The organism is Bradyrhizobium ingae (assembly GCF_055791185.1).
The window spans coordinates 216994-239595 of the sequence record NZ_JBVUBB010000006.1 but is presented as its reverse complement, the minus strand read 5'-3'; the positions used below and the strand labels follow the sequence as shown (position 1 = coordinate 239595).

Here is a 22602-nt window from a genome sequence, read left to right as displayed (position 1 = left end):
TTGACTCTGTCCGCGAGTCCGGAATCGTAGGGTGAGCAAGGGCGCACTTGCGCCGTGCCCACCATCTATCCTCGAATGAAATGAAGCGGTGGGCACGCTTCGCTTTGCCCACCCTAAGATACTTGCGCGCCACCTTCTCCCACAAGGGGAGGAGGAAGGGAGCTGCGCCTAGGCTGCCGCCTGTCCGAGTGCGGAGACGATCGTGTCGACGACTTCCTCGACCAGGATGCGATCCTCGCCCTCGCCCATCACGCGGATCACCGGCTCGGTGCCGGAGGAGCGGATCAGGAGCCGGCCGTGGCCGTTGAGACGCTTCTCGCCGTCCGAGATCGCCGACTTCACGTCGCTATCGTCGAGCGGCTTACCGTTCTTGTAGCGCACGTTCTTCAGGATCTGCGGCAGCGGATCGAAGCGATGGCAGACCTCGGAGACCGGACGGCGCAGCTTCTGCACCACAGCCAGCACCTGCAATGCGGCCACGAAGCCGTCGCCGGTGGTGGCGTAGTCGGACAGGATGATGTGGCCGGACTGCTCGCCGCCAAGATTGTAGCCGCCGCTCAGCATCTGCTCGAGCACGTAGCGGTCGCCGACCGGCGTGCGCACGAGATCGAGCCCCTGCCCTTTCAGGAAACGTTCGAGCCCGAGATTGGACATCACGGTCGCGACGATGCCGGGCCGCGCCAGCCGTCCGTCTTCCTTCCAGCTCTGGGCGATCACCGCGAGCAGCTGATCGCCGTCGACGATGTGGCCGCGCTCGTCGACCAGGATGACACGGTCGGCATCACCGTCGAGCGCGATGCCGATGTCGGCGCGCATCTCGCGCACCTTCTTCGACAGCGCTTCCGGCGAGGTCGAGCCGCATTCCTTGTTGATGTTGAAGCCGTCGGGCTCGACGCCGATCGGCACGACGTCGGCGCCCAGCTCCCACAGCGCTTCCGGCACTACCTTGTAGGCGGCGCCATTGGCGCAATCGACCACGACGCGCAGCCCGTCGAGCGACAGATCGCGCGGCAACGTGCGCTTGGCGAATTCGATGTAGCGGTCATGCACGCCGTCGATGCGGCGGGCTCGGCCCAGGCTCGCACTTTGAGCGAGCTTCTTGTCGAGCGATTCGTCGAGCAGCTGCTCGATCTGCCTCTCGACGTCGTCGGACAGCTTGAAGCCCTGCGGGCCGAACAGCTTGATGCCGTTGTCCTCGAACAGGTTGTGCGAGGCCGAGATCATGACGCCGAGATCGGCGCGCATCGACTTGGTCAGCATCGCCACCGCCGGCGTCGGCATCGGGCCGACGAGCAGCACGTCCATGCCGACGGAAGTGAAGCCCGCGACCATCGCATATTCGATCATGTAGCCGGACAGGCGCGTGTCCTTGCCGATCACGACCCGGTGACGATGGTCACCGCGCTGAAATGCAAGGCCGGCGGCCTGGCCGACCTTGAGCGCGAGCTCCGGTGTGATCAGTCCGTTGGCGCGACCTCGAATCCCGTCGGTCCCAAAATATTTGCGGCTCATATGAGTCCCCCACGCGGCAACCAGGATTCCCCAATACAACTACCGGATGCCTCGCACGGCTCCGCCATTCCTGATTTCGCTGGCGTTCTTATAATGCCATCACAGCTAAAATGGCTTCAAGAAATATAATGAATCGTTACGGAACCCGGTCCGCCGCCAGCCCAATAACCTGTTGTTAACACAGGAACTCTTGCCAGAGCGGTCCCGAGGGCTGGAACCCGCCCTTAATTTGAACGCTTCACGTGCTGGTCGCCGCGAGTCGGGGCAGGCTGGGTGACGTTGACGGGATCGGAGGCAGGAAAGGTCTCCTCCAATCCTTCCTCGAGCGCCTCATCGAGGCGATGCTTCTCGTCGGCAGCAGTGGATTTCGGAGCGGGTTGCGGTCTGGTCATGACGGCCTCTTCGCAAACAATTTGGCTGTGCACCCATCCATGCTAGATGACCCCTAAATCCGTCAACGCAAGGACGGGTCGGGGAACGTCATGAAGCATATCACCTGCATCGAAGACCTCCGTGCGCTGCACAAGCGGCGCGTGCCGAAAGCGTTCTTCGACTATTGCGACCGCGGCTCCTATGCCGAGGAGACGCTGCGCGCCAATCGCGACGATCTTCAGCAGATCAAGTTTCGTCAGCGCATCCTGGTCGACGTCTCCAAGCGCGACACCTCGACCACGATCCTCGGCGAGCCCTCGACCATGCCGCTGGTCCTCGCGCCGGTCGGCCTGCTCGGCATGCAGCACGGCGACGGCGAGATCCACGCCTGCCGCGCAGCGCAAGCTGCAGGCATCCCGTTCACGCAGTCGACGATGTCGATCTGCTCGATCGAAGACATCGCCGCCAATGTCGAGAAGCCGTTCTGGTTCCAGCTCTACGTGATGAAGGATCGCGGCTTCATCAAGGACCTGATCCAGCGCGCGATCGCCGCCAAGTGCAGCGCCCTGGTGCTCACCGTCGATCTCCAGGTGATCGGCCAGCGACATGCCGACATCAAGAACGGCATGACGGTGCCGCCCGAGTGGTCGCTGTCGAAGCTCATCGATTTCGCGACCAAGCCGACCTGGGTCTCCGGCGTGCTACGCGGCAAGCGCCGCACCTTCGGCAACATCGCCGGCCACGTGAAGAACACCGAGGATCTCAATCGTCTGGCGGAATGGACCGCTTCGCAGTTCGACACATCGTTGAACTGGAAGGACGTCGAGTGGGTCCGCAGCATCTGGCCGGGCAAGCTCATCATCAAGGGCATCCTCGACGTCGAGGATGCCGAGGAGGCAGCGAAGACCGGCGCGCAAGCCCTCGTCGTCTCCAACCATGGCGGCCGGCAGCTCGACGGCGCGCCGTCGTCGATCGAGGTGCTGCCCGAGATCGCGGATACGGTCGGCGACAAGATGGAGATCATGTTCGACGGCGGCATCCGCTCCGGCCAGGACGTGATGCGCGCGCTCGCGCTCGGCGCAAAATCCTGCATGATCGGTCGCGCTTATGCCTATGGGCTTGGCGCCGGCGGCCAGGCCGGCGTCGCCAAGGCGATCGACATCATCCAGAAGGAGCTGCTGACGACCATGGGTCTGTGCGGCGTCAACAGCGTGAACGAGATCGACGATCACATCATCGCGGTTTAGAGCACGATCCGGAAAAGTGTGAAGCGGTTTTGCCTCGCGACAAACGCGGATGCGTTTGCGCGGAGATCGTGCTCAAACAAGAACCTAAAGCGCGATGACGATTCATCCTCATCTCATCGCGCCTTAGGACGACCGGCGCGCGACGTACCGCGTCCTACCACCAGCCCTGTTGCGGCTGCCAGTACTGGCCGCCGCCGCGCCGGCGCAGATTGCCGGGCTGCGGATTGGGATTGCGCTGGAAGAAGAAGCCGAAGCCATTGTCGTCCCAGCCGTCCTGGCTCGCGATAACATCCGGGGCCGTGGGCCGGCGCGTGATGAAGCCGCCCTGGGGCTGGTTGTTCAGCACCGCGACGAACTCGGTGCGATAGTTGGTCTCGCTGCTCAGCGGCTCGTCCGAGATGATGATCGAGGATCGCGGCACTGCGGTCGGCGCGATACGGTCGAGCACGTCCTGCGGAATGGTGATGCGGTCGAGCGCATCCTTGGCGTCATCGCCGCTGTCGATCGTGACCACGCTCCAGCGCAAGCCTGAATCGCTCTTCGCCATTGCCGTGAAAATATGAGTGCCGAGCGGCCTGTCGGGATTGCGGATCGAAATGGGAACCTCGATGCTCGTATCGAACACCTCGCCGCCGCCGTCCGGCGCCGGCTTATGGGTATTGCGCCGCACGTAGAGTTTTTGCGTCGATCGGCTGATGTAGACCGAGACCGGTTCGAGCGCGAGCTTCGCCTCGGTCGCTGCCTTGACGGCGTCGGCCTTCCTGGTCGCCGCCGCCTTGGCGGCATCCTTGGCGGCAGCAGCGGCGTCGCGCTTCGGCTGCGCATTCGCCTTGGCTGTGTCGAGCTGCGTTGCTGCGTCCGCAGCCTTGGTGGCGGCTTTCTGCTTCACCTCCTCGGCCCGAGCTTTGGCCTGATCCGTCTTTGCAGCGGCGAGCACCTTGTCGGCGTAAGCGAGCTCCGCGTCGGCGCTCTTCTTCTGCCGTTCCAAATTGCGCAGCGTTACCGGGAGCGAAGCGGCCTCGCGTGCCGTCGTCGCGGCGGCTTTCTTCGTCTCGTCGGCTGCCCTGATGGCCTCCTCCGCCTCGCGGGACAGCTTGTCGGCTCGCGCCGGGACCGCCGCAATAGCCTCCTGCCTGGGCACGAACAGCGCCGGATGAGAGAAATCGACCGGTGCGGCGTCGTTCGGCGAGATGATCACCCGCATCCCGATATTCGTCTTGTCGAACAGATTTTCCGCGAAGCCGTAGGGCATCCGCACGCAGCCATGCGAGGCCGCATAGCCGGGCAGCGGACCGCCATGCAGCGCGATGCCGTTCCAGGTGATGCGCTGCATGTTCGGCATCCAGGCATCGTCATACATGGTCGAGTGATGATCCTTGTCCTTCTCGATCACCGCGAAGACGCCGGCCGGCGTCTCGCGTCCCGTCGTTCCGGTCGACACCGGCGCGCGCAGGATCCAGCCATCGGCGTCGTAGAAAGTGACCTGCTGGCTCCTGATCGACACGATCGCCATGATCGGCTCGCCCGCCGCGCGCGGCGCAACCGCCTCGACTGCAGGCCGCGCCTGCTTCGCCGCGTCGGCGTCGGCGGTCAGCGCCATCAGGGCGGCCATCGCCGCAATCGTTACGAGGCCGGCAGGCCGCCAACGCCGCATCGCCAGAGTGGATTGCGCCGTCGTCGATCGATTTGCCATGCCGTACCCCGGTTGAAATAGTCGTCTGCGCTCAGCGTCGACTAAAGGTCAGATTGCGATCTTTGGATTAAATAACTGTCGCCATCGCAATTGGCTCCCGAGCATTATCGGCAGGTTCGATGGCAAATCTCTGATATACGACGGCCCGCGCCGGAGGAAGGGTGGTTTCGGCCAAAATGGCCCCGACCCGGCAGCGCGAAAGGCTGCCGGCGCGCCCGTCCGGGGCGATCGGGCGTGACTCGGCTGAATATCTTGACGGCCCCCTGAAACCCAAATCCGAACGACCTCGGAAATGACGCCGGCAGTCACATCGGGGGCGTCACTCCGTCGCGGCCTACATTGACACGGCCCGCTTCGAGCGAACCGTCCTCCTTCTTGGTCGCGCCGAAGATGATGAGCTTGGCACCCTGTTTCACCTCGGATTTGTCGCTGGCGACAAAGGTGACGATCGGCGTGTCCGGCGGCACCACGATCTTCTTCTCGCCGTCCTTGTATTTGAGCAGGATGTTCTGGCCGTCGGTGCCCTTGACCGTCTCGGCCACGGTCGCATTCGTCATGGTCGAGTTGGCGCGCGCGTCCCATGGTCTAAAACCTTCGGCCGCGCCACGCTGGTTCTCGGGGAAGATGTGCACGGCAATCGCCCGCTGCGACCCGTCGGGCTCGGGCATGCCGGTGACGCCGATATAGGAGCCCCCCTTGATCTCCGACAGCGCGGTCTTCACGACCGCGAACACGGCGACGTTGTCGGTCATGCGCACCTTCACGTCACTGCCTTCGCGGGTCTTGATGTCGAGCATGTTGCCGTCGACGGCCTCGATGGTCCCGCGGATACGAACCGTCGGCGCCTGCTGCGCGGACGCGATCGAAGACAAGATGGCAAAGCCGACGAGCGAGGCCACAAACATGCGTGGCCTCCAGGCGATCAGTTCCTGCATGACTGTCCCTCCAGGGCGGTTGCGCCGGTCAATCATCGCAACCCCGGGCTTGGATGCCTATTCCGCGTCCCGCGCTTGACCGTGATCACGAAATGCGACCAGCGCCGCTTCACATCGGCGGCGTCAGGCCATCGCGGCCGACGCTGACACGGCTCGTCTCGAACGAACCATCCGGCAGCGCCTTGATGAAGGCGATGATCTTGGCGCCCGCCTTCAGGTCCGATTTCTCTCCCGGCACGTAGGTGACGACCGGCGTCTCCGAGGAGACGAACACCTTCTTCTCGCCGTCCTTGTATTTCACGAGCAGCGTGTGACCGTCATTGCCGACCACGCTCTCGGCCACCGTCGCATTGGTCATGCTCGAATTCGGCCGCAAATCGTAGGGCCGCGAGCCTTCGCCGGTGCCGCGCATGCTTTCCGGAAACACATGGACCTCGACCGCATTCTGGCCGCCGTCGGGTCCGGGCACCGTGGTCGCGCCGATGAAGGAGCCGACCTTGATATCGGAAAGGGCGATCCTGGTGATCCCCGCGACGCGCAGGTCGGATGCGATATGCAGCCTGACGTCCTCGCCGCTGCCTGACTTCACCGACAAGAGATTGCCGTCGACTTTTTCGATCGTTCCACGCACCCGCGTCGGCACGGGCGCCTGCTGCGCGACGGCGTAGAGCGTGGAGAAGCCCACCATCGCGACAGCGACGAGCGGACGTGTGAAAGTTGCACGTTGAACAGGCATGGCAGTCTCCGATTGTCCCACAAGGACAGGACCCCGGAGGCCGTGCCCTATTCTCTCAAGATTTTGTGAGATCGGCTTCGACCAGCGCGCGCAACTCTGCCGTCACCTGCGGCCGCTTGCCGAACCACAACTCGAACCCGCGCACGGCCTGGTGCAAGAGCATGCCGAGCCCGTCGGCGGTCTTCAGCCCGCGCGCCTGCGCTGCCGCAAGCAGCGGCGTAATCAGTGGAACATAGACGAGGTCGGCAACGACGGCCTGTTGCGGCAGGCGTGCAACGTCGAGTTCGAGCGCCGGCTGGCCGCGCATGCCGAGCGAGGTCGTGTTCACGAGCAGCCTTGCTCGCGGCAGCACGTTGTCGATCGCATCCCATGCGATCGGCTGCACGCGCGAACCGAACACCGTCGCAAGCGCCTCGGCGCGCGCAATGGTGCGGTTGGCGAGATGGACCCGACCGACGCCGCGTTCGAGCAGGCCGAACACGACCGCGCGCGACGAGCCGCCGGCCCCGAGCACCAGCGCCTCCTCGGCCGCATCCCACCCCGGCGCGCTGGCATCGAGATTGTTGATGAAGCCTTCGACATCGGTGTTGGTCGAACGCAGCTCGCTCCCCGCGAGCCACAGCGTGTTGGCAGCACCGATCGCCTTGGCACGCGCATCCGGCGTCGAGAGCGCGAGCACGTCTTCCTTGTGCGGGATCGTGACGTTGGCACCGACGAACCCATGCAGGGACAGTCGCAGCACGAAGTCGCGCAAGTTGTCCGGTGGCACCGCCTCGATCACATAGCCGCCCTCGATGCCGAGCATGCGCAACCAGTAGCGATGGATCAAGGGCGAGCGCGAATGCGCCGCCGGCCATCCGATCAGGCAGGCTACGGGCGTCTTAGACACGGTTTTCCTCGAAGGCGCGGGTTCGCAAAGGTCCCTCCCGGGAGTTTCTCGGCGATCCATTTCGCGTTCGGCCCGTGCTGTCAAGCGCGCGAGCGCCACCCGCGGCAAACCTGCGCCCAGGGAAGGCGTTCACGAAGTCCAATGATTTGCAAAGAGGAACGCTGACGGCCGGCCGCGAGGCCGGCCGTCAGGCGAGTGTCACCGTCACGCCGCGTCGCGATGCGCGGCGATGATCTGGTCGGCGGCACGTCCCGTCACCTCGGCCATGTGGTCGAACTGGCGGGTGAAGCTGCCGGAGCCTGCGGTTGCGGAGCGCAGTTCGACGATGAGCTCGCCGATCTCTGCCTCCGGCATCATGGCGCGCACGCAGTCCCAACCGCTCCAGCCGTCGCGGGTGTCGAAGCCGAGGATCTGGCCGCGCCGCGCCGACAGGATCGCGTTGATCTTGGCGGTGGCGTCCGTCGGGCAGACGATCTCGACGACGTGGATCGGCTCCAGCAGCACCGGCTGGCATTGCGGCAGGCCTTCGTTGAGCCCGACCCGCGCCGCCGTGCGGAACGCGAGATCGGAGGAATCGACGCTGTGATAGGAGCCGTCGGTCAACGTCACCTGCACGTCGGTGACGGGGAAGCCGAGCGGGCCGCGCGTCAAGCCGTCGACGACGCCTTCCTCCACCGCCGGGATGTAGTTGCGCGGCACCGCGCCGCCGACCACCTTCTCGGCGAACTTGAACCCCTCTCCGCGCGAGAGCGGCTTGATGTCGAGCACGACGTCGCCGAACTGGCCGTGGCCGCCGGACTGCTTCTTGTGCCGGCCACGCTGGACGATCGGCTTGCGGATGGTCTCCTGGTACCCGATCGCCGGCGGGTGAGATTTGACGTTGACGCCGAAGCGGTCGCGCAGCCGCTCGCTGGCGACGCGCAGGTGCATCTCGCCCTGCCCCCACAGCACGGTGTCGTGGGTCTGGGCATTCATCACGATGACGAGCGAGGGATCCTCCTCGTGCAGCCGGGCGAGTGCCTGGCCGAGCTTGACGTCATCCTTGCGGTCGGTGGCCGCGACCGAGATCGCAAGCACCGGCGGCGTCGGCTCGACCGCGATCAGCTGAGATGGCTGGGCCTTGCCGGTCGAGACCGTGTCGCCGGTCTTGACCGGATCGAGCTTGCCGAGCGCGATCGTGTCGCCGGCCTCCGCCGACGGGCGCTTGGTATCGTAGGCGCCATTGACGGCGAGGATGCCGGAGATGCGCCCCGCGCCACCAGAGGCGGATTGCAGCGTGGCGCCGTCGTCGAGATGGCCGGCAAGCAACCGTGTCAACGACAGCTTTCCGCCGTGCTGCGAATGCAGCGTCTTGAAGACGTAGCCGAGCGCATCCTTGGTGGCCGGCGCCCCAAGCCGCTTGGCGGTCTCGGCAATGCCGGGCGCCTCATGGCGCAGCGCCTTCATCAGGCGCAGCACGCCGTTCTCGCGTGCGGCGGCGCCAAGCAGCACCGGGCAGATCAGGCCTTCGCGCAGTTCGCGCGACAAATCGTCGAACACGGCATCGCGCGGCGGCTGGATGTCTTCGAGCAGTTGCTCCATCAGCGCATCGTCGTGATCGGCGAGCTTTTCCAGCATCGAGAAGCGGGCTTCCTTCTCCCGGTCGAGATCGCCGCCTTCGAGCGCGATGACCTCGGACGCCTTGTGCTCGCGATAGACGAAGGCGCGCTCGAGCGCGAGATCGACGAAGCCCTCGATCAGCTCGCCGTTCCAGATCGGAATCTGGCGCAGCACCAGCGGCACGCGGGAGGCCGGTTGCAACGTCTCGAGCGTCTCGCGGATGCGCTTGTTGGCGCGATCGATCTTGTTGAGAAACAAGAAGCGCGGGATCTTCATCTCCTCCAGCTCGCGCAGGATGATCTGAAGCTGCGGCAGCTTCTTCTCGTCGGCCTCGCAGACCACGACTGCAGCGTCGATCGCGGGCAGCGCCGCGCGCATGTCGTGGGCGAACTCAACGGAACCGGGACAATCGAGGAAGGTGTAGCTGTCGCCCATGAAACTCGTGGTGGCAGCCGTCAGGCCCACGGTCATCTTGTGATGGCGGGCCTCTGTCGTGGCGTCGCCCACCGAAGTACCGGCGTCGACGCTACCGGCACGCGGGATTGCGCCCGTTCGTGCCAAAATCGCTTCGAGAAGAGTGGTTTTACCGCTTTGGAAAGGGCCCACCAGTGCGATGCACCGTGGACCTCGGGGACTTCTGACGTCTTGTCCCATTCGCCGCCTCCTTCATGTGGAGCTCGGCCCGTGATTGGGTCGGCAAAGGTTGATGCTCTGCCCGTCCCTTCATTTTGGCAAGCGCGAAACGTCGCTGCGGTGCGTCGTCCGTGAACTCAAGTCTCAGCGATTGATACGATCAGGCAGGGCGCGGCGCATCGGGGCGTTCCACCTCGCGCCAGCAGGAAGAGGTCGGATTGCGCAGCAATCCGTGTGAGGGCCGCAGCATTCGGTGAGTCCGTAACCCCCCGATCGCATCTTTCGACGAGATGAGATCCGACCTCCCCCTTCGGGAGAAATGTACGGAGCGCCTCGGCTAGCGCTGTCTCAACTACAATTGACCGCGAGTTAACGGCCCGGCCGAAGTTCCAGGCTTTCGAGGCCGGCGGCGACGTTGAGTCCGACCTGGCCCTGCACGCTGAGCGGCTGTAGCGCGATCGAATTGTTGGAGCCGCCGACCAGCACGTTGCCTCCTAAGCCGACGCCGACCGATGCGCTGCCTTGCGCGCCGGCATAGTTGCCCGAGAGGTCGCCCGGCCCGAGGCGGTCGACCGGTGCGAATACGCCCCACGCCAATGCCGTCTCCTGGGTGATGCCGAGGTCGAGACCGACTTTGCGGATGGTCGCGACGTAGCGATCCTCCGGCACGCCCTCGGCCCGCAACACGCAGCCGAGATTGGTCACCGATCCCACCACGAAGCCGATGCTTGCGCCGCCGCGGCATTCAAGCACGCCGACCCGCACCATGCGCTGCTGCGCGCTCGCACCCGCGAGCGACGCGACCAGGCCAAACGCGGCAAGCCCGGCGAGGAGGAGTGAACGGCGCATGGAAAGTCTCCGGCTATGATGTGATGCGAGCAGGAAAGGCACGGCACACGCCGCGCGACGTTCTATGCCACAAGAGTTCCGCGTGTGCCAGATCGCGCATATCCAAAACCAAGCTTGCCGAGAAAGCCACTTACCCCACCCTCCCAGGGCGAGCTCTGCTCGTCCCGGCCCGTAAGAGCGAGGCGAGGGAGTGCGCAAGCAGTGCGCCCCTTACAAGTGAAAGGTCGCTTTTCGACCTCTCCCCGCCCTTCAAATGGGGAGAGGTCGGATTGCTCCCGGCGATGCGAAGCATCGTCCGGCGCAGTCCGGGTGAGGGGCAAGGCTCGATGCCGACCCACGCAAGGTCATTACGACTCCTGCGCCGAATGCATTTGCCCTGTCGTTCAAAGCACATAGAAAAGGCCCGCCGAAGCGGGCCTTTCGTATTCTTGTCGCGACGGCTTAACGCAAATTGCCGCAGAAGCGCTGGATGCGCTTGCAGGCGTCTTCAAGATCGGAGGTCTTGGTCGCGTAGGAGATGCGGAAGGCCGGACCGAGGCCGAAGGCCGAGCCCTGCACGACCGCGACGCCTTCGCTTTCGAGAAGCTCGGTGACGAACGCCTCGTCGTTTCCGATCACCTTGCCCGACGGCGCGGTCTTGCCGATCGTGCCGGCGCAGGACGGATAGACGTAGAACGCTCCCTCGGGGCGCGGACACTCGATGCCGTTCGCCTGGTTGAGCATGGAGACGACGAGGTCGCGGCGCTCCTTGAACACCTTGTTGTTCGCGGGGATGAAATCCTGCGGACCGTTCAACGCTTCCACCGAGGCCCACTGCGCGATCGAGCAGGGGTTCGAGGTCGATTGCGACTGGATCGTCGACATCGCCTTGATGAGCTGCGCCGGACCGCCGGCATAGCCGATGCGCCAGCCGGTCATGCAGTAGGCTTTCGAGACGCCGTTCACGGTCAGCGTGCGGTCGTAGAGCTTCGGCTCGATCTGCGCGACGGTGGTGAACTGGAAGTCGTCATAGACGAGGTGCTCGTACATGTCGTCGGTCATCACCCAGACATGCGGATGCTTGACCAGAACGTCGGTGAGCGCCTTCAGCTCGGTCTTGGTGTAGGCCGCGCCGGTCGGGTTCGACGGCGAGCACAGGATCACCCATTTGGTCTTCGGCGTGATCGCACGCTCGAGCGCTTCGGCCTGGAGCTTGAAGCCGGTCGCGGCGGTGCAGACCACCGGCACCGGCTCGCCGCCGGCAAGCGCAACCATCTCGGGATAGCTGACCCAATAGGGCGCCGGGATGATCACCTCGTCGCCCGGATTGATGGTCGCCATCAGCGCGTTGTAGAGCACCTGCTTGCCGCCGGTGCCGACGATCACCTGGTTCGGCTTGTAGCTGATGCCGTTCTCGCGCTGAAACTTCGCGATGATCGCTTCCTTCAGCTCGGGGATGCCGTCGACCGCGGTGTACTTGGTCTTGCCGGCTTCGATGGCACGGATCGCGGCCAGCTTGATGTTGGCGGGCGTATCGAAGTCGGGCTCGCCGGCGCCGAGGCCGATGACGTTGCGGCCCGCCGCTTTCAGCGCACGTGCTTTATCCGTGACCGCGATGGTTGCGGACGGCTTCACACGGTCGAGCGCAGCGGCAAGGAAGGACATCATCATCTCCTGGCGAGCGTCGTGAGCCCTTGGGCCTCACGACTCTGATTGTGGGAATGATGCACCCTAGGACGGGTGCCGCTGCATCGCAAGAAACTTCGGCCCGATCGGGCAAAAGTTTACGGATTCGCGCCGAAGAGACCCCGGATTCGCGCAATATTCCTAAACTTTGCTGCCGGGACGGCGTATATCCGGCAAAGATTGTCCTCCGAGCAATTTTGCTCCTTTGCCGAGCCGGGCCCGCTGCGAGGCCGTGCAACCTGACGATGCGAAGCGCCTGTGGATCGACCGCGCTTGTGATACCGCAACCATTCGATGCCGGCATGTCGTCGCCGGCGCGCGATCACAGCCTGACGCAAGCGTGATGCGAATTGTTCTGTCGTGTTGAAATGATTTTTTGCGGCGTTGCAATGCAGTAGCGATTTCAAGTTTTTCTAGCGCGCGGCCCTTGCGGCGGATTCGCAACGGCATCATTGTTTAGCCGCGTTGCGAGGCAACAAGCGGCGCGGCTTCCCGTCACCGGATCAGAACCTCTCGAATGTACAAGCTCTATTCGATGCAACGCTCCGGCAACAGCTACAAGGTTCGCCTTGCGCTGGCGCTGTTGAACGTGCCCTACCAGGCAATCGAGATCGACATTCTCCGCGGGGAGAGCCGCACGCCGGATTTTCTCGCGAAGAATCCTTCCGGCCAGGTGCCGCTGCTCGAGGTCGCCGACGACCGCTACCTCGCCGAGTCCAACGCCATCCTCTGGTACGTGGCGGGTGGCACGCCGCTCGCGCCGGAGCAACGCATCGACCGCGCCGAGGCGCTGCAATGGATGTTCTTCGAGCAGCACGCGCTCGAGCCCAATATCGGCGCCGCCTATTTCTGGTTGTCGCTGGTCAAGGGCGGCCGCGACCTCCAGACGCATGCGCTGGAGGACTGGATGGAGCGTGGCTATGGCGCGCTCCAGGTGATGGAAAACCACCTCAAGACAGCCGAGTATTTCGCGGCGCGCCAGCTTACCGTCGCCGACATCGCGCTCTACGGCTACACCCATCTTGCCGACCGCTGCGACTTCGACCTCTCGACCTTCCCGGCGATCCGGGCCTGGCTGAAGCGGGTCGAGCAGGCGCCCGGCTTCGTGTCGATGGACTGGCGCCCGGCCGATATCGACGATCCCGCGAGCATCGCGGCGAGCGCCTGAGCCGGCCGAGAATACCGGGCACTACATTAACCTTTGCCTCGATTTCGCCATGTTTGGCGCGACGCCGCCCCAATGTTGCCGGCTGAAATTGTGACATTCGTTTGTGTCGCGGGTGATTCGCTCGCGCGTTGAAGGATTTAGACCATGGTTCGGGCGTCCGGAATGGTCGGCTTTCAGGGTCGATCTGCCCCCGTCGTCTCTTCCCGGCTGACAGGTGCCGTCGTGGCTTCGCTCGCGATCGCGGCGGTATCGCTATGCCTGATCGTCACGCTGACGGTACTGACGACACGGGCGACCATGGCGATGGGATTTGCGGGCTGATCCGCGGCTCATCTTCGGCCACCACCGGCGCGGTCAGACCCGCGCTGACCGGTATCGCAGCAGGACATCGATGAAGTCACCGGTGATCATCGTTGCAGTGACCTTGACCGCGGCCATCCTGGTCGCGGCGTCGCTGTTGATTATCGGCGGCACGCGCAAGAGCACGGGCACTTCGACGCTGAACGTCCCGGCCGTACACAGCCGTGCGATGGTGTGAGGCGCGACGCTCGCGCTCGCTCAAACGTGCTGCAGTTTGGCCTAAAATCCGCAGAAAGCTCTGCGCGTCGCCGCAGCTTCGCCTTAAGCATCTGGGGCGAAATCGCACCGCAACCGCGTAACGATCGGCCAGTCTGAGGGCGTAAGCTCGTTCAGGGAGCGAGACAGGGCCATGCGGTTCGGATGGCGCACGATATCCGGTCCGGTGCTGACGGCAGCGACCACGCTGCTGGCGCTGCTGCTCGATCGCTATTTTCCCGTTCCCTCGCCCGCACCCCTGTTCGTCTGCATCGTCGCGTTCGCCGGCTCGCTGTCCGGCTTCGCGTCTGCCATGACCAGTGCGACGGTCGCGGTGATCGGCACGGCGCTGTTCTTCCTCAACCACAAGGCCGTTGCCGGCTACGCCACGACCGACCTCATCCGGCTCGGCCTGCTGGCGATCACGGCGGCGGCCACCGCGGGGATCACCGGGCTGATCCGCGAGCGCCTGCTCGATGCCTTTGCCCTGGAGCGCCGGCACTACGCCACGGCGGAGCGCCTGTCGGCGGCGCTCGACCAGGTCGACATCGGCATTGTTTTGCTCGATGCCGAAACCCGCGCCGAGTTCATCAACCGCGCCTTCCGCGATTATTTCTCACTTCCCGACGAGAAGGCCGAGAGCCGGCCGCCCTTCATCGCGCTGATGTATCACGGCCGCGACACCGGTGCCTTTGAGCTGCCCAAGGATGAATTGAGCGCCTTCATCGCCGAGCGGATAGAGATGGTCAGGATGGGCGACGCCACGCCGATCAACATCAAGCTCAGCAACGGCGAGGTGCTGCGCTTCGTCTGTGCCGCACTGCCCGACGGCGGACGCATGCTGAGCTACACGCCGGTGACCGACCTCGTCCGCCACGGCGATGCGCCCTCGCGCGCCGACTACTACCGCGCGCTGCGCGATCCCACCGCCCGCAAGCTGATCCGGTATTTGCGCGTCGCCGAATAGGTCACAATTGATCCGCGCGGCATTCATCCCGTATGAATGACGGCCCAGGCTTACCGCCTTGCGTCCCCTTGATCGCGGAATTTCCTCATGTCCCTTAGCATTCGCGCCGTCACCCGCGAGGATTACGATCAATGGCTGCCGCTGTGGGTCGGTTACAATGCGTTCTACGGCCGCTCGGGTGCGACCGCGCTCGCGCCCGAGATCACGCGCGTGACGTGGCAGCGCTTCTTCGATGCCTATGAGCCGGTGCACGCGCTCGTCGCCGACAAGGACGGCCAACTGCTCGGCCTGACGCACTATCTGTTTCACCGCTCGACGACCGCGATCGAGCCGTCCTGCTATCTCCAGGATCTGTTCACGGCGGAAGCCGCGCGCGGCCTGGGCGTCGCCTCGTCGCTGATCTATGCCGTGTACGAGCGGGCGAAGGCCGCGGGCTCGCCCCGGGTCTACTGGCAGACACATGAAACCAACCTCACCGCGCAGCGCCTCTACGACAAGGTGGCGGAGCGCTCCGGCTTCATCGTCTATCGCAAGCTCTTCTGATCCCGATTTGCAACCCTGTGGATAAGCGCGGCTGTCACCTGTACGTAACATTGCAGGACTAGGCTCCCACTTGCGTCTGATCAGGCCCCCCGTCACCGATCAAGCGCCCAAGCGGTCCCCGTCAGTCGCCGCGTCTGACCGGGGCCGCATTTTTTTGTGCGCATGGCAGCACCGCGGCCGTCGCCTTGCTGCTCGAGCGCAGGGCCGTCACAATGTGCCCTTGCCCCCCATGTTCCTCTGACAGGACCTCCCATGGAAATCCGTAATCTCGGCGCCTCCGGCCTGCGCGTCTCCGCCGTCGGCATCGGCTGCAACAATTTCGGCCAGCGCACTGACCTCGAGACCTCGCGCAAGGTGATCCACCGCGCGCTCGATCTCGGCATCACGCTGTTCGACACCGCCGACATCTATGCCGGCATGGGCGGCTCGGAGACCGTCCTGGGCACAGTGCTCGGTGACCGCCGCAAGGACATCGTGCTCGCGACCAAGTTCTCCAAGCCCATGTCGAGCGACGGCACCAAGCAGGGCGCCTCGCGCCGCTACATCATGAGCGCGGTCGAGGCGAGCCTGAAGCGGCTCAAGACCGACTATATCGACCTCTACCAGCAGCACGATTACGATCCGCTGACGCCGCTGGAGGAGACGTTGCGCGCGCTCGACGATCTCGTGCGCCAGGGCAAGGTCCGCTACATCGGCAATTCGAACTTCCCGGCCTGGCGCATCGCCGAAGCCGAATTCACCGCACGCGCGATGAACGCCAGCCGCTTCATCTCCTGCCAGGACGAATACAGTCTCGTGGTGCGCGATATCGAGAAGGATCTGCTGCCCGCCGCGCAGGAGTATAAGCTTGGCCTCCTGCCGTTCTTTCCGCTGGCGAGCGGTCTTCTGACCGGCAAGTACCAGCGCGGTGCGGCGGCGCCCGCCGACACGCGCTTTGCCAAGGCGCCGGCGCTGCGCGATCGCTACGTCACGCCGCGCAACGAGGATATCGTCGAAAAACTCCAGGCCTTTGCCAAGGCGCACGGCCACACCATGCTCGAGCTCGCCTTCTCCTGGCTCGCCGCACGCCCCCAGGTGGCGAGCGTCATCGCCGGCGCCACCCGCGTCGAGCAGGTCGAGGAGAACGTCAAGGCGATCGCCTGGAAACTCAGCGCGGATGACCTCGCGGAGATCGACAAGATCACCAAGGGCTGATGCTTGCAGCGCCGCGCGCTATTTCGCGCCGCGCCCCACCGTCTGCATCACCTCAAACCCTTCGAACTGGGGATGGCCGAGATAGAGCGGCTTGTTGTCGCCGGCCCGATGATGCGCCGCGCGAAACGCCTCCGACTTGGTCCAGGCCTCGAACGCCGCGTAATTCGCCCACACCGTGTGCGAGGCATACAGCGTGTGGTCCTCGGCTTCGGGCCCTCTCAGCAGATGAAACTCGATGAAGCCCGGCACCTTGTCCAGATGCGTGTCGCGCGTCAGCCATACCTGCTCGAAGGCCGGTTCCGACCCCTTGGCGACGCGGAAGCGATTCATGGCGATGTACATGATGTTGGTCTCCTTACGTTAGGGGAGCCCTGGTCTCTCACTCCCTCTCCCCGTCCTTACGGGGAGAGGGAGTGGTGAGGGCCTGCCTCCACGAGTTCGGTTTGAATTACAATCAGAACACCCTCGATATTGCCGAGGACATCATTGTTCCAGAAACGAAGGATCTTGTAGCCCTTCTCTCTCAGGCGTTCATCTCTGGTAGCGTCCGTCGCCGATTCATTGTGCTGTCCGCCGTCGACCTCGACGATGAGACGCTTCTCGCGGCACACAAAGTCACAGACAAGGATCGGTTTTTGTCGCACGAATTTGTTGCCGTTGATCCTTCGATTGCGGATGCGATTCCACAGGACTGTCTCTGCGTCGGTCTGATTGGCCCGCAGCCGTCGCGCGAGTCGGATGGATTTCTCGTCTTGGCCACGCATTGCCTTGCCCCTCGCCCGGATTGCACCGGACGATACTTCGCATCGCCGGGAGCAATCCGAGCTCTCCCCGCAGAAGAGCGGGGAGAGGTTAAACCACGAGCCCTTTCATCGGTCTTGCGCTGGCGCTCTCCGGGAACACTGTCTCGGCCAGCACGCGATCGTTGAGGCCGAACTGGTCTTGCAGCACGCCTTTGATCACTGAGCGCAGGTCGGTCGTCGGCTTGAGGTCGCGGCCTTCGTAGAGGTTGGCCAGCTTCAATCCCGGCCAGTCGCAGATCACGCGGCCGCCTTTCACGGCGCCGCCGGCGAGCAGCGCGATGGTGCCAGTGCCATGGTCGGTGCCCTCGGTGCCGTTGATGCGAGCGGTGCGGCCGAATTCGGTCGCGACCACGACGACGGTGTTGCGCCAGCGATCCCCCAAGCCGCTTTCGAATTCGGCAAGCGCGCCGTCGAGGCCGCCGAGCAGGAATGCGAGCCGCCCGACTGGGCCGCCTTCATTGGCGTGGGTGTCCCAGCCGTCGAATGCGAGTGCGGCGATGCGCGGGCCGTCGTCGGCCGCCATCAATTTTGCGGCGCCCTTTGCGACCAGCCGCATTTGCGCAACCGCGTTGCCTGCCTTCGGCTTCATGTCATCGCTGCTTGCCGCCTTCTCGAGCTGCAAGCCCTGCGACAGTGCCGAGGCCAGGGCTGGGTCGCGATGGCGATAGAGATCGACGAGCCGCATCGCAGTGTCGTCATCGGCCTGCGGCAGCGCGACCGGCGCCCAGCCGACGGTCGGCGCGGAACCGCGCAGCACCAAGGGCGTGGTCGGACCGACCGCGAGCCCGCTGGAGACACGCTCGCCGCGCGGCAACGCCTCCAGCGCGCGATTGAGCCAGCCCGACTGCACGCGGCCGGGACCCGCATAGCCGCTTTCGAGCACGTCCTGGCCGTCGAAATGCGAGCGGTCGCGATAGGGCGTCGATACTGCGTGAATCACCGCGGCGTGCTTGTCGCGATACATGCGCGCGAATTCCGGCATCGAGGGATGCAGCGCGAAGAACGAGTCCAGCATGAGCGCAGGGTGCTCGCCATCGCGCCTCAGCGCGATCGCGCCGTGCAGGCCGGCATAGTCGGGATCACCGACCGGAGCTACGGTGGCAAGACCGTCGAGCGCGCCGCGCAGGATCACCATGATCAGGCGCGGATCGCGACCGTCGGCCGCGCGCGCGAATTTCGGCAAATACGCCCAGGCCGCAAAGGAGGCGCCGCCAAGCAGTAGCGCGCGGCGCGAGTTGAGGAGCAGCCTGTTCTCGGCGCAATCCATCGTCATCTCCTCTGGAGTTCCGGCGACATCAGGAGCAGCGCCAGTGCCTGCTGGCGCGATTCCGCGCGCTCGATGGTCCGCCGCGTCTCGGTCGAGGCTGCATCCGCAGCCACAAACTCCAGAAGATCGAGCGGGTCGATGTTGTTGCCGAGCCGCGAGCCGATCTGGACGGCGATGTCGAGCCTGAGCTTCATGCCCTCGGGCGCGGCCCAGGCAGCGTTGGTATCAGGGAAACCATTGGGCCCGGCCGGCGCCCACAGCGGCTGTCCGAGCAGATTGAGGCTGTTGAGATACTGTCCGGGATCTTCCGGCACCCGCGCAAGCAGCCTGCCGCTCGCGACCAGGAATTCGTAAGGTGAGCGCATCTTGGTCAGCGGCGCAGTCCAGGCCTCGTTGGAATCGACGAGCGCGGTCGCCAGCGCCTTGAGGTCGCCGTCGGTCTTGGTGAATACATCGCGCAGGCGCGCCACGAGCACGGGCGGTGGATCATCCGCAAGGAAGTGGCGGGCGAACTTCGTGGCGATGAAGTTCGCGGTCGAGGGATGGCGCGCAATATCGGCGAGCGCCGCTTCGCCCTGCGCGAGCCCCGCCGCGTCATAGGTTTTGCCGAGCAGCACCTGCGGCCCCGGCTGGTGGGCATTGGCGTTGAAGACGAAATTGCCGGGCTCGCCCAACCGGCCCTGCCGGCCGGCAAAGGTCCATCCCGTGATGATGCGCGCAAGCGAGGTGACGTCCTCCTGCGTGTAACCGCCATTCACGCCGAGCGTATGCAGCTCCATGATTTCGCGCGCGAGATTTTCGTTGAGCCCGCGCTTGCGGTTCTGGCCCGCGCGCGAATCTGGGCCCAGAGATTGCTGGTTGTCGAGGAAGAACAGCATCGCCGGATGCTGCTCGACCGCCTTCAGCAGGTCGGCGAAACGGCCGAGCACATGCGGGCGGATCGCCTCGCGCTCGAACGAACCGGCCCAGATCCGCGCCAGCTCGCCCTTGGCTGCCGAGATGCAGAAATGGTTGGACCAGAACGCAACGAGGCGCTCGGCGAAGCCGCAATCGGCGAGCGTGGCGCGTTGCAGCCGCGCCAGGGCCTCGGCGCGAAACGTCTTCTGGATCACGTTGAGCGGTTGCGCCGCGGGCCTTGCTGCAGGCGGTGGCGCCGCGTTGGGCTGCATGGCATCGGCGGACTTTGCCGCCGCATCGGATGCCTTCGTCTCCGGCGACTGGCCGGCGATATCCATCGCGGCCGCATTGAGCGACAGGTTGCGGCGGGCGGCGGGCTTTTGATCGGCTTGCGGCTGCCCCCCGCCTGGTTTTGCTTCGCCTGGTTTTGCTTCATCTGGCGTGCCGGCCTTGGCGGCGACCTCGCGCGCCGCCTTCACCTGCGCCTGATATTCGAACACGGCCTGGCCGAGTTGCGGCGTCGATTGCAGGCCCGGAGCTTCCAGCAGCACACCGTTCGGCCGGCTCAGCTCCGCCTTCACGAAACCGCGAGGGTCGGAGGCCGCATTGATGAAATCGCCGGATACGCCGCCGCGCGCGCCAAAGCCGAACCGGTTGAGCGCAACGAGCGCGGCTTGCGAATCGCGGGCCATTGTTCTGTCCTTGCACTTCCTTGCGGCATGCGCGCCGATTACTATACGGCCGTCAATGATGAACCCGGCATGAAAATGACGGCGAAGCTTCGGCGCAAATGATGACAAATCGGAAAGAAATCCTCACCGTGCCCGCCGCACCTTTGCGCCACATCGTCTGTTCCCGCTGCGGCACGGCGTTTTCATGCGGATTGTCCGGCGACTGCTGGTGCGCCGAGGAGACCGCGCGGTTGCCGATGCCGATCGAGAGCGAAGATTGCCTGTGCCGTGATTGCCTGCGCAAGGCGGCGGCGGAAGCAGTGAGGTGACCCACGATAGCGTTCGTGAGATACCAGGGCGCCGCATCCTCTGTGTCGTTCTGGCGAAACAGTGCGCAGCTACACCGCAAAGCCCGGCGACTTGCGCGCCATGCCGTCGAACGCGTCGAGCAGCTTGTCGCGCCAGGCGTAGACGGGGTCATCCGTCTCCAGCAGCGTGAACGGGCTCACCACGCGCGCCCACTGGAAGCCGCCGAACACGATATAGTCGGCGTAATTCGGCGCATTGCCGCCGAGGAAGGTTTGCGTCTTCAGGGTGAGACGCATGATGTCGAGCGATTTGCGGAACGCGACGACGGCGGTGTCGCGACTCCCCATGATCTCCTCCAGCGGCTTGCCGAAACGCGCCTCGCGCGTCCGCCGGAAATAATCCGCATCGACCTGCGCCAGGTTCTTGGGGATGTCGGCGATGATCAGCGGAAAGATGCCGCCGACGATCGCGATGTCGCCCCACGAATTCAGGATCCGCGCCATGGCGCGGCCGCCCTCCCCGCCGAACAGCGACGGACGATCGGGAAAGCTGTCTTCGAGATAATTGGCAATGGCCCAGGAATCGACCACGGGCTTATCGTCGTGCAGGAGCACCGGGACCCTTTCCGAGCCGTGCGGCGCGATCGCGCCCTTCTCGGTGAAGCGCCACGGCAGCGATTGAGCAGTGAGCCGCTTATGCGCAAGCGCCATGCGCGTGCGCCAGCAATATGGGCTGAAGGGGCGCGACGCGTCGGTGCCGACGAGTTCGAAGAGTTTGAGGTTCATGGAAAGGCGCCTCCATCAGCTCCGTCATTGCGAGGAGCCCGCGACAAAATTGCGAAGCAATTTTGCACAGGTGCGACGAAGCAATCCAGACTGCCGCCGCGTTAGCATTGTGGATTGCTTCGCTGACGCTCGCAATGACGATGTGGAGAGACGTTACCTTCCGTTCGCGCGCAACAGCCTCTCGCCCTGTTCCGTCACCGCGATGATCAAGCCCATGCCGGGCAGCGTCTCCCGCGCAACGTAGCCGCGGTCGGCGGCGTCTTCCCAGATGGTCAGCCGCGGGCACGACGTCTTCCACGTCGAAATCACCTCGGCATAGGCGCGCGGCTCGCGCGCGATCCATTCGACGAAATCCAGCACCAGCGGATCGGCGTTGTCAGTCATTGCACACCTCCCTTGTCAAAGGCCGCCATCACGGGCGTGCGAACCAGGAGCCAGCTTCCATATGCAATATAGTAGCAGGCGATGGTGGTGATCAGCCGCATCGACCATGCGATGAATTGCTGATCGCTCATCGCCTCCAGGATGCGCCGCGCCAGCGTGGTGCCTAGCATCGAGGCGGCGATCGCGACGCCGGCCAGAACGGGATCGAGCGAGGCCGCCTGGTCGATGACGCCGCCGAAGTAGATCAGCTTGGTGAAATGGCTCACCACCTGGCACACCGCCTTGGTCGCCACCTTCTCGCGCCGGCCGAATTCGCCGCCGAGAAAAAACGTGTCGAGCAGCGGCCCCGAGACGCCGGTCATCAGCATCAGTCCCATGCAGATCGTGCCGTAGACGGTGCCCTGCCAGACACTGTCGGGATTCGGCTTGACGCTGGACGGCAGCAGCCGCGCCATGAACGGGGTAACTCCGAGCAGGAGCAGCGCAGTCGGCTTGTCAGGCACGTAGCGGGAGATCGACCACGCCGCCAGCGCGACTGCGCAGCCGATCAGATAGACCCCGACCGGCCGCCAGCGGATATGCGAGCGCCAGAGCAAGGCGCGCCAGCCGTTCGACGCGATCTGCGTGATCGCATGGAGCACCATCGCGGATGGCAGCGGCATCAGCGCCAGCAACACGCCGATCAGGATCAGCCCACCCGCCATGCCGAACAGCCCGGACAGGAATGCGGTGCCGACCATCAGCAATCCAAGGGCAGCGATCATGATGGGCGTCACGCGGGGATCTCCTGTGGTGGGCTCTTCGAGCAAGGGACGCAAATCGCTAGTCCTCCCTCGCCCCGCCCTTGCGGGGAGAGGGGTGGGGCGAGGGGCTGCGCTCCGCGAATTCGGCACGCGAAGGACTCGCGGAAACTCCCTCACCCGATCGCT

Annotated in this window: 24 protein-coding genes; 8 read left to right on the top strand and 16 right to left on the bottom strand. The window is 64.7% G+C overall.

What is annotated here, in order from left to right:
* Window positions 1-168: 168 nt before the first annotated feature.
* Window positions 169-1512 carry a phosphoglucosamine mutase gene (glmM, locus tag ACV1FX_RS12205; RefSeq protein ID WP_473117802.1) on the bottom strand — a complete coding sequence of 448 codons (1344 nt, stop codon included), beginning with the start codon at window positions 1510-1512 and terminating at the stop codon, window positions 169-171.
* Window positions 1513-1736: 224 nt separating this feature from the next.
* Window positions 1737-1904: a hypothetical protein gene (locus ACV1FX_RS12200; protein ID WP_473117801.1), complete on the bottom strand. Its 168-nt coding sequence runs from the start codon at window positions 1902-1904 to the stop codon at window positions 1737-1739.
* Window positions 1905-1994: 90 nt separating this feature from the next.
* Here ACV1FX_RS12200 and ACV1FX_RS12195 point away from each other — a divergent pair, with 90 nt between their 5' ends.
* On the top strand, window positions 1995-3131 hold the full coding sequence (locus ACV1FX_RS12195) for an alpha-hydroxy acid oxidase (protein ID WP_473117800.1): 1137 nt from the start codon (window positions 1995-1997) through the stop codon (window positions 3129-3131).
* 154 nt (window positions 3132-3285) lie between these two features.
* Here the strand turns inward: ACV1FX_RS12195 and ACV1FX_RS12190 are convergent, their stop codons facing one another.
* The 7 genes from ACV1FX_RS12190 to ACV1FX_RS12160 form a co-directional block, all read right to left on the bottom strand.
* Entirely contained in the window at window positions 3286-4824 is a 1539-nt protein-coding gene (locus ACV1FX_RS12190) for a L,D-transpeptidase family protein (protein WP_473117799.1), read from the bottom strand.
* A 305-nt stretch (window positions 4825-5129) separates the two neighbouring features.
* Entirely contained in the window at window positions 5130-5729 is a 600-nt protein-coding gene (locus ACV1FX_RS12185) for a single stranded DNA-binding domain-containing protein (RefSeq protein WP_473117904.1), read from the bottom strand.
* Window positions 5730-5868: 139 nt separating this feature from the next.
* The gene (locus ACV1FX_RS12180) at window positions 5869-6495 is read right to left on the bottom strand and encodes a hypothetical protein (protein WP_473117798.1); all 627 of its coding nucleotides are present in this window, start codon (window positions 6493-6495) and stop codon (window positions 5869-5871) included.
* A gap of 55 nt (window positions 6496-6550) precedes the next feature.
* Entirely contained in the window at window positions 6551-7384 is an 834-nt protein-coding gene (locus ACV1FX_RS12175) for a shikimate dehydrogenase (protein WP_473117797.1), read from the bottom strand.
* A 204-nt stretch (window positions 7385-7588) separates the two neighbouring features.
* Entirely contained in the window at window positions 7589-9637 is a 2049-nt protein-coding gene (locus ACV1FX_RS12170; protein WP_473117796.1) for an elongation factor G, read from the bottom strand.
* Between the two features lie 348 nt (window positions 9638-9985).
* Window positions 9986-10465, bottom strand: a complete 480-nt coding sequence (locus ACV1FX_RS12165) for a DUF992 domain-containing protein (protein ID WP_473117795.1) — start codon at window positions 10463-10465, stop codon at window positions 9986-9988.
* Between the two features lie 441 nt (window positions 10466-10906).
* Entirely contained in the window at window positions 10907-12109 is a 1203-nt protein-coding gene (locus ACV1FX_RS12160) for a pyridoxal phosphate-dependent aminotransferase (protein WP_473117794.1), read from the bottom strand.
* Between the two features lie 538 nt (window positions 12110-12647).
* Here ACV1FX_RS12160 and ACV1FX_RS12155 point away from each other — a divergent pair.
* The 6 genes from ACV1FX_RS12155 to ACV1FX_RS12130 all read left to right on the top strand — a co-directional run bounded on the left by ACV1FX_RS12155 (window position 12648) and on the right by ACV1FX_RS12130 (window position 16557).
* Window positions 12648-13298, top strand: coding sequence for a glutathione S-transferase family protein (locus ACV1FX_RS12155; RefSeq protein ID WP_473117793.1), 651 nt, complete (start codon window positions 12648-12650; stop codon window positions 13296-13298).
* Window positions 13299-13442: 144 nt separating this feature from the next.
* Entirely contained in the window at window positions 13443-13619 is a 177-nt protein-coding gene (locus tag ACV1FX_RS12150; RefSeq protein WP_473117792.1) for a hypothetical protein, read from the top strand.
* A gap of 70 nt (window positions 13620-13689) precedes the next feature.
* Entirely contained in the window at window positions 13690-13836 is a 147-nt protein-coding gene (locus tag ACV1FX_RS12145) for a hypothetical protein (RefSeq protein WP_473117791.1), read from the top strand.
* Between the two features lie 171 nt (window positions 13837-14007).
* Window positions 14008-14820, top strand: coding sequence for a PAS-domain containing protein (locus ACV1FX_RS12140; protein ID WP_473117790.1), 813 nt, complete (start codon window positions 14008-14010; stop codon window positions 14818-14820).
* 87 nt (window positions 14821-14907) lie between these two features.
* Entirely contained in the window at window positions 14908-15363 is a 456-nt protein-coding gene (locus tag ACV1FX_RS12135; RefSeq protein ID WP_473117789.1) for a GNAT family N-acetyltransferase, read from the top strand.
* 252 nt (window positions 15364-15615) lie between these two features.
* Window positions 15616-16557 carry an aldo/keto reductase gene (locus tag ACV1FX_RS12130; RefSeq protein WP_473117788.1) on the top strand — a complete coding sequence of 314 codons (942 nt, stop codon included), beginning with the start codon at window positions 15616-15618 and terminating at the stop codon, window positions 16555-16557.
* Between the two features lie 18 nt (window positions 16558-16575).
* On the opposite strand, the gene hmuQ is transcribed toward ACV1FX_RS12130, so the two are convergent.
* From hmuQ to ACV1FX_RS12110, 4 genes are all read right to left on the bottom strand, one after another.
* On the bottom strand, window positions 16576-16899 hold the full coding sequence (gene hmuQ / locus ACV1FX_RS12125; protein ID WP_473117787.1) for a heme-degrading protein HmuQ: 324 nt from the start codon (window positions 16897-16899) through the stop codon (window positions 16576-16578).
* A 56-nt stretch (window positions 16900-16955) separates the two neighbouring features.
* Entirely contained in the window at window positions 16956-17321 is a 366-nt protein-coding gene (locus ACV1FX_RS12120) for an endonuclease domain-containing protein (RefSeq protein WP_473117786.1), read from the bottom strand.
* 88 nt (window positions 17322-17409) lie between these two features.
* Window positions 17410-18633, bottom strand: coding sequence for a DUF1501 domain-containing protein (locus ACV1FX_RS12115; protein ID WP_473117785.1), 1224 nt, complete (start codon window positions 18631-18633; stop codon window positions 17410-17412).
* Entirely contained in the window at window positions 18630-20216 is a 1587-nt protein-coding gene (locus ACV1FX_RS12110; RefSeq protein WP_473117784.1) for a DUF1800 domain-containing protein, read from the bottom strand. The genes ACV1FX_RS12115 and ACV1FX_RS12110 overlap by 4 nt, the downstream gene beginning before the upstream one ends.
* 101 nt (window positions 20217-20317) lie before the next feature.
* Here ACV1FX_RS12110 and ACV1FX_RS12105 point away from each other — a divergent pair, with 101 nt between their 5' ends.
* A complete protein-coding gene (locus ACV1FX_RS12105; RefSeq protein WP_473117783.1) occupies window positions 20318-20524 on the top strand; it encodes a cysteine-rich CWC family protein in 207 nt (68 codons plus the stop codon).
* 69 nt (window positions 20525-20593) lie between these two features.
* On the opposite strand, the gene ACV1FX_RS12100 is transcribed toward ACV1FX_RS12105, so the two are convergent.
* From ACV1FX_RS12100 to ACV1FX_RS12090, 3 genes are all read right to left on the bottom strand, one after another.
* Window positions 20594-21289, bottom strand: a complete 696-nt coding sequence (locus ACV1FX_RS12100) for a glutathione S-transferase family protein (RefSeq protein WP_473117782.1) — start codon at window positions 21287-21289, stop codon at window positions 20594-20596.
* A 153-nt stretch (window positions 21290-21442) separates the two neighbouring features.
* On the bottom strand, window positions 21443-21673 hold the full coding sequence (locus tag ACV1FX_RS12095; protein ID WP_473117781.1) for a hypothetical protein: 231 nt from the start codon (window positions 21671-21673) through the stop codon (window positions 21443-21445).
* Window positions 21670-22449 (bottom strand): TSUP family transporter, encoded by a 780-nt coding sequence (locus ACV1FX_RS12090; protein WP_473117780.1) that lies wholly within the window; start codon window positions 22447-22449, stop codon window positions 21670-21672. Before ACV1FX_RS12090 ends, ACV1FX_RS12095 begins: the two co-directional genes overlap by 4 nt.
* Window positions 22450-22602: the final 153 nt, after the last annotated feature.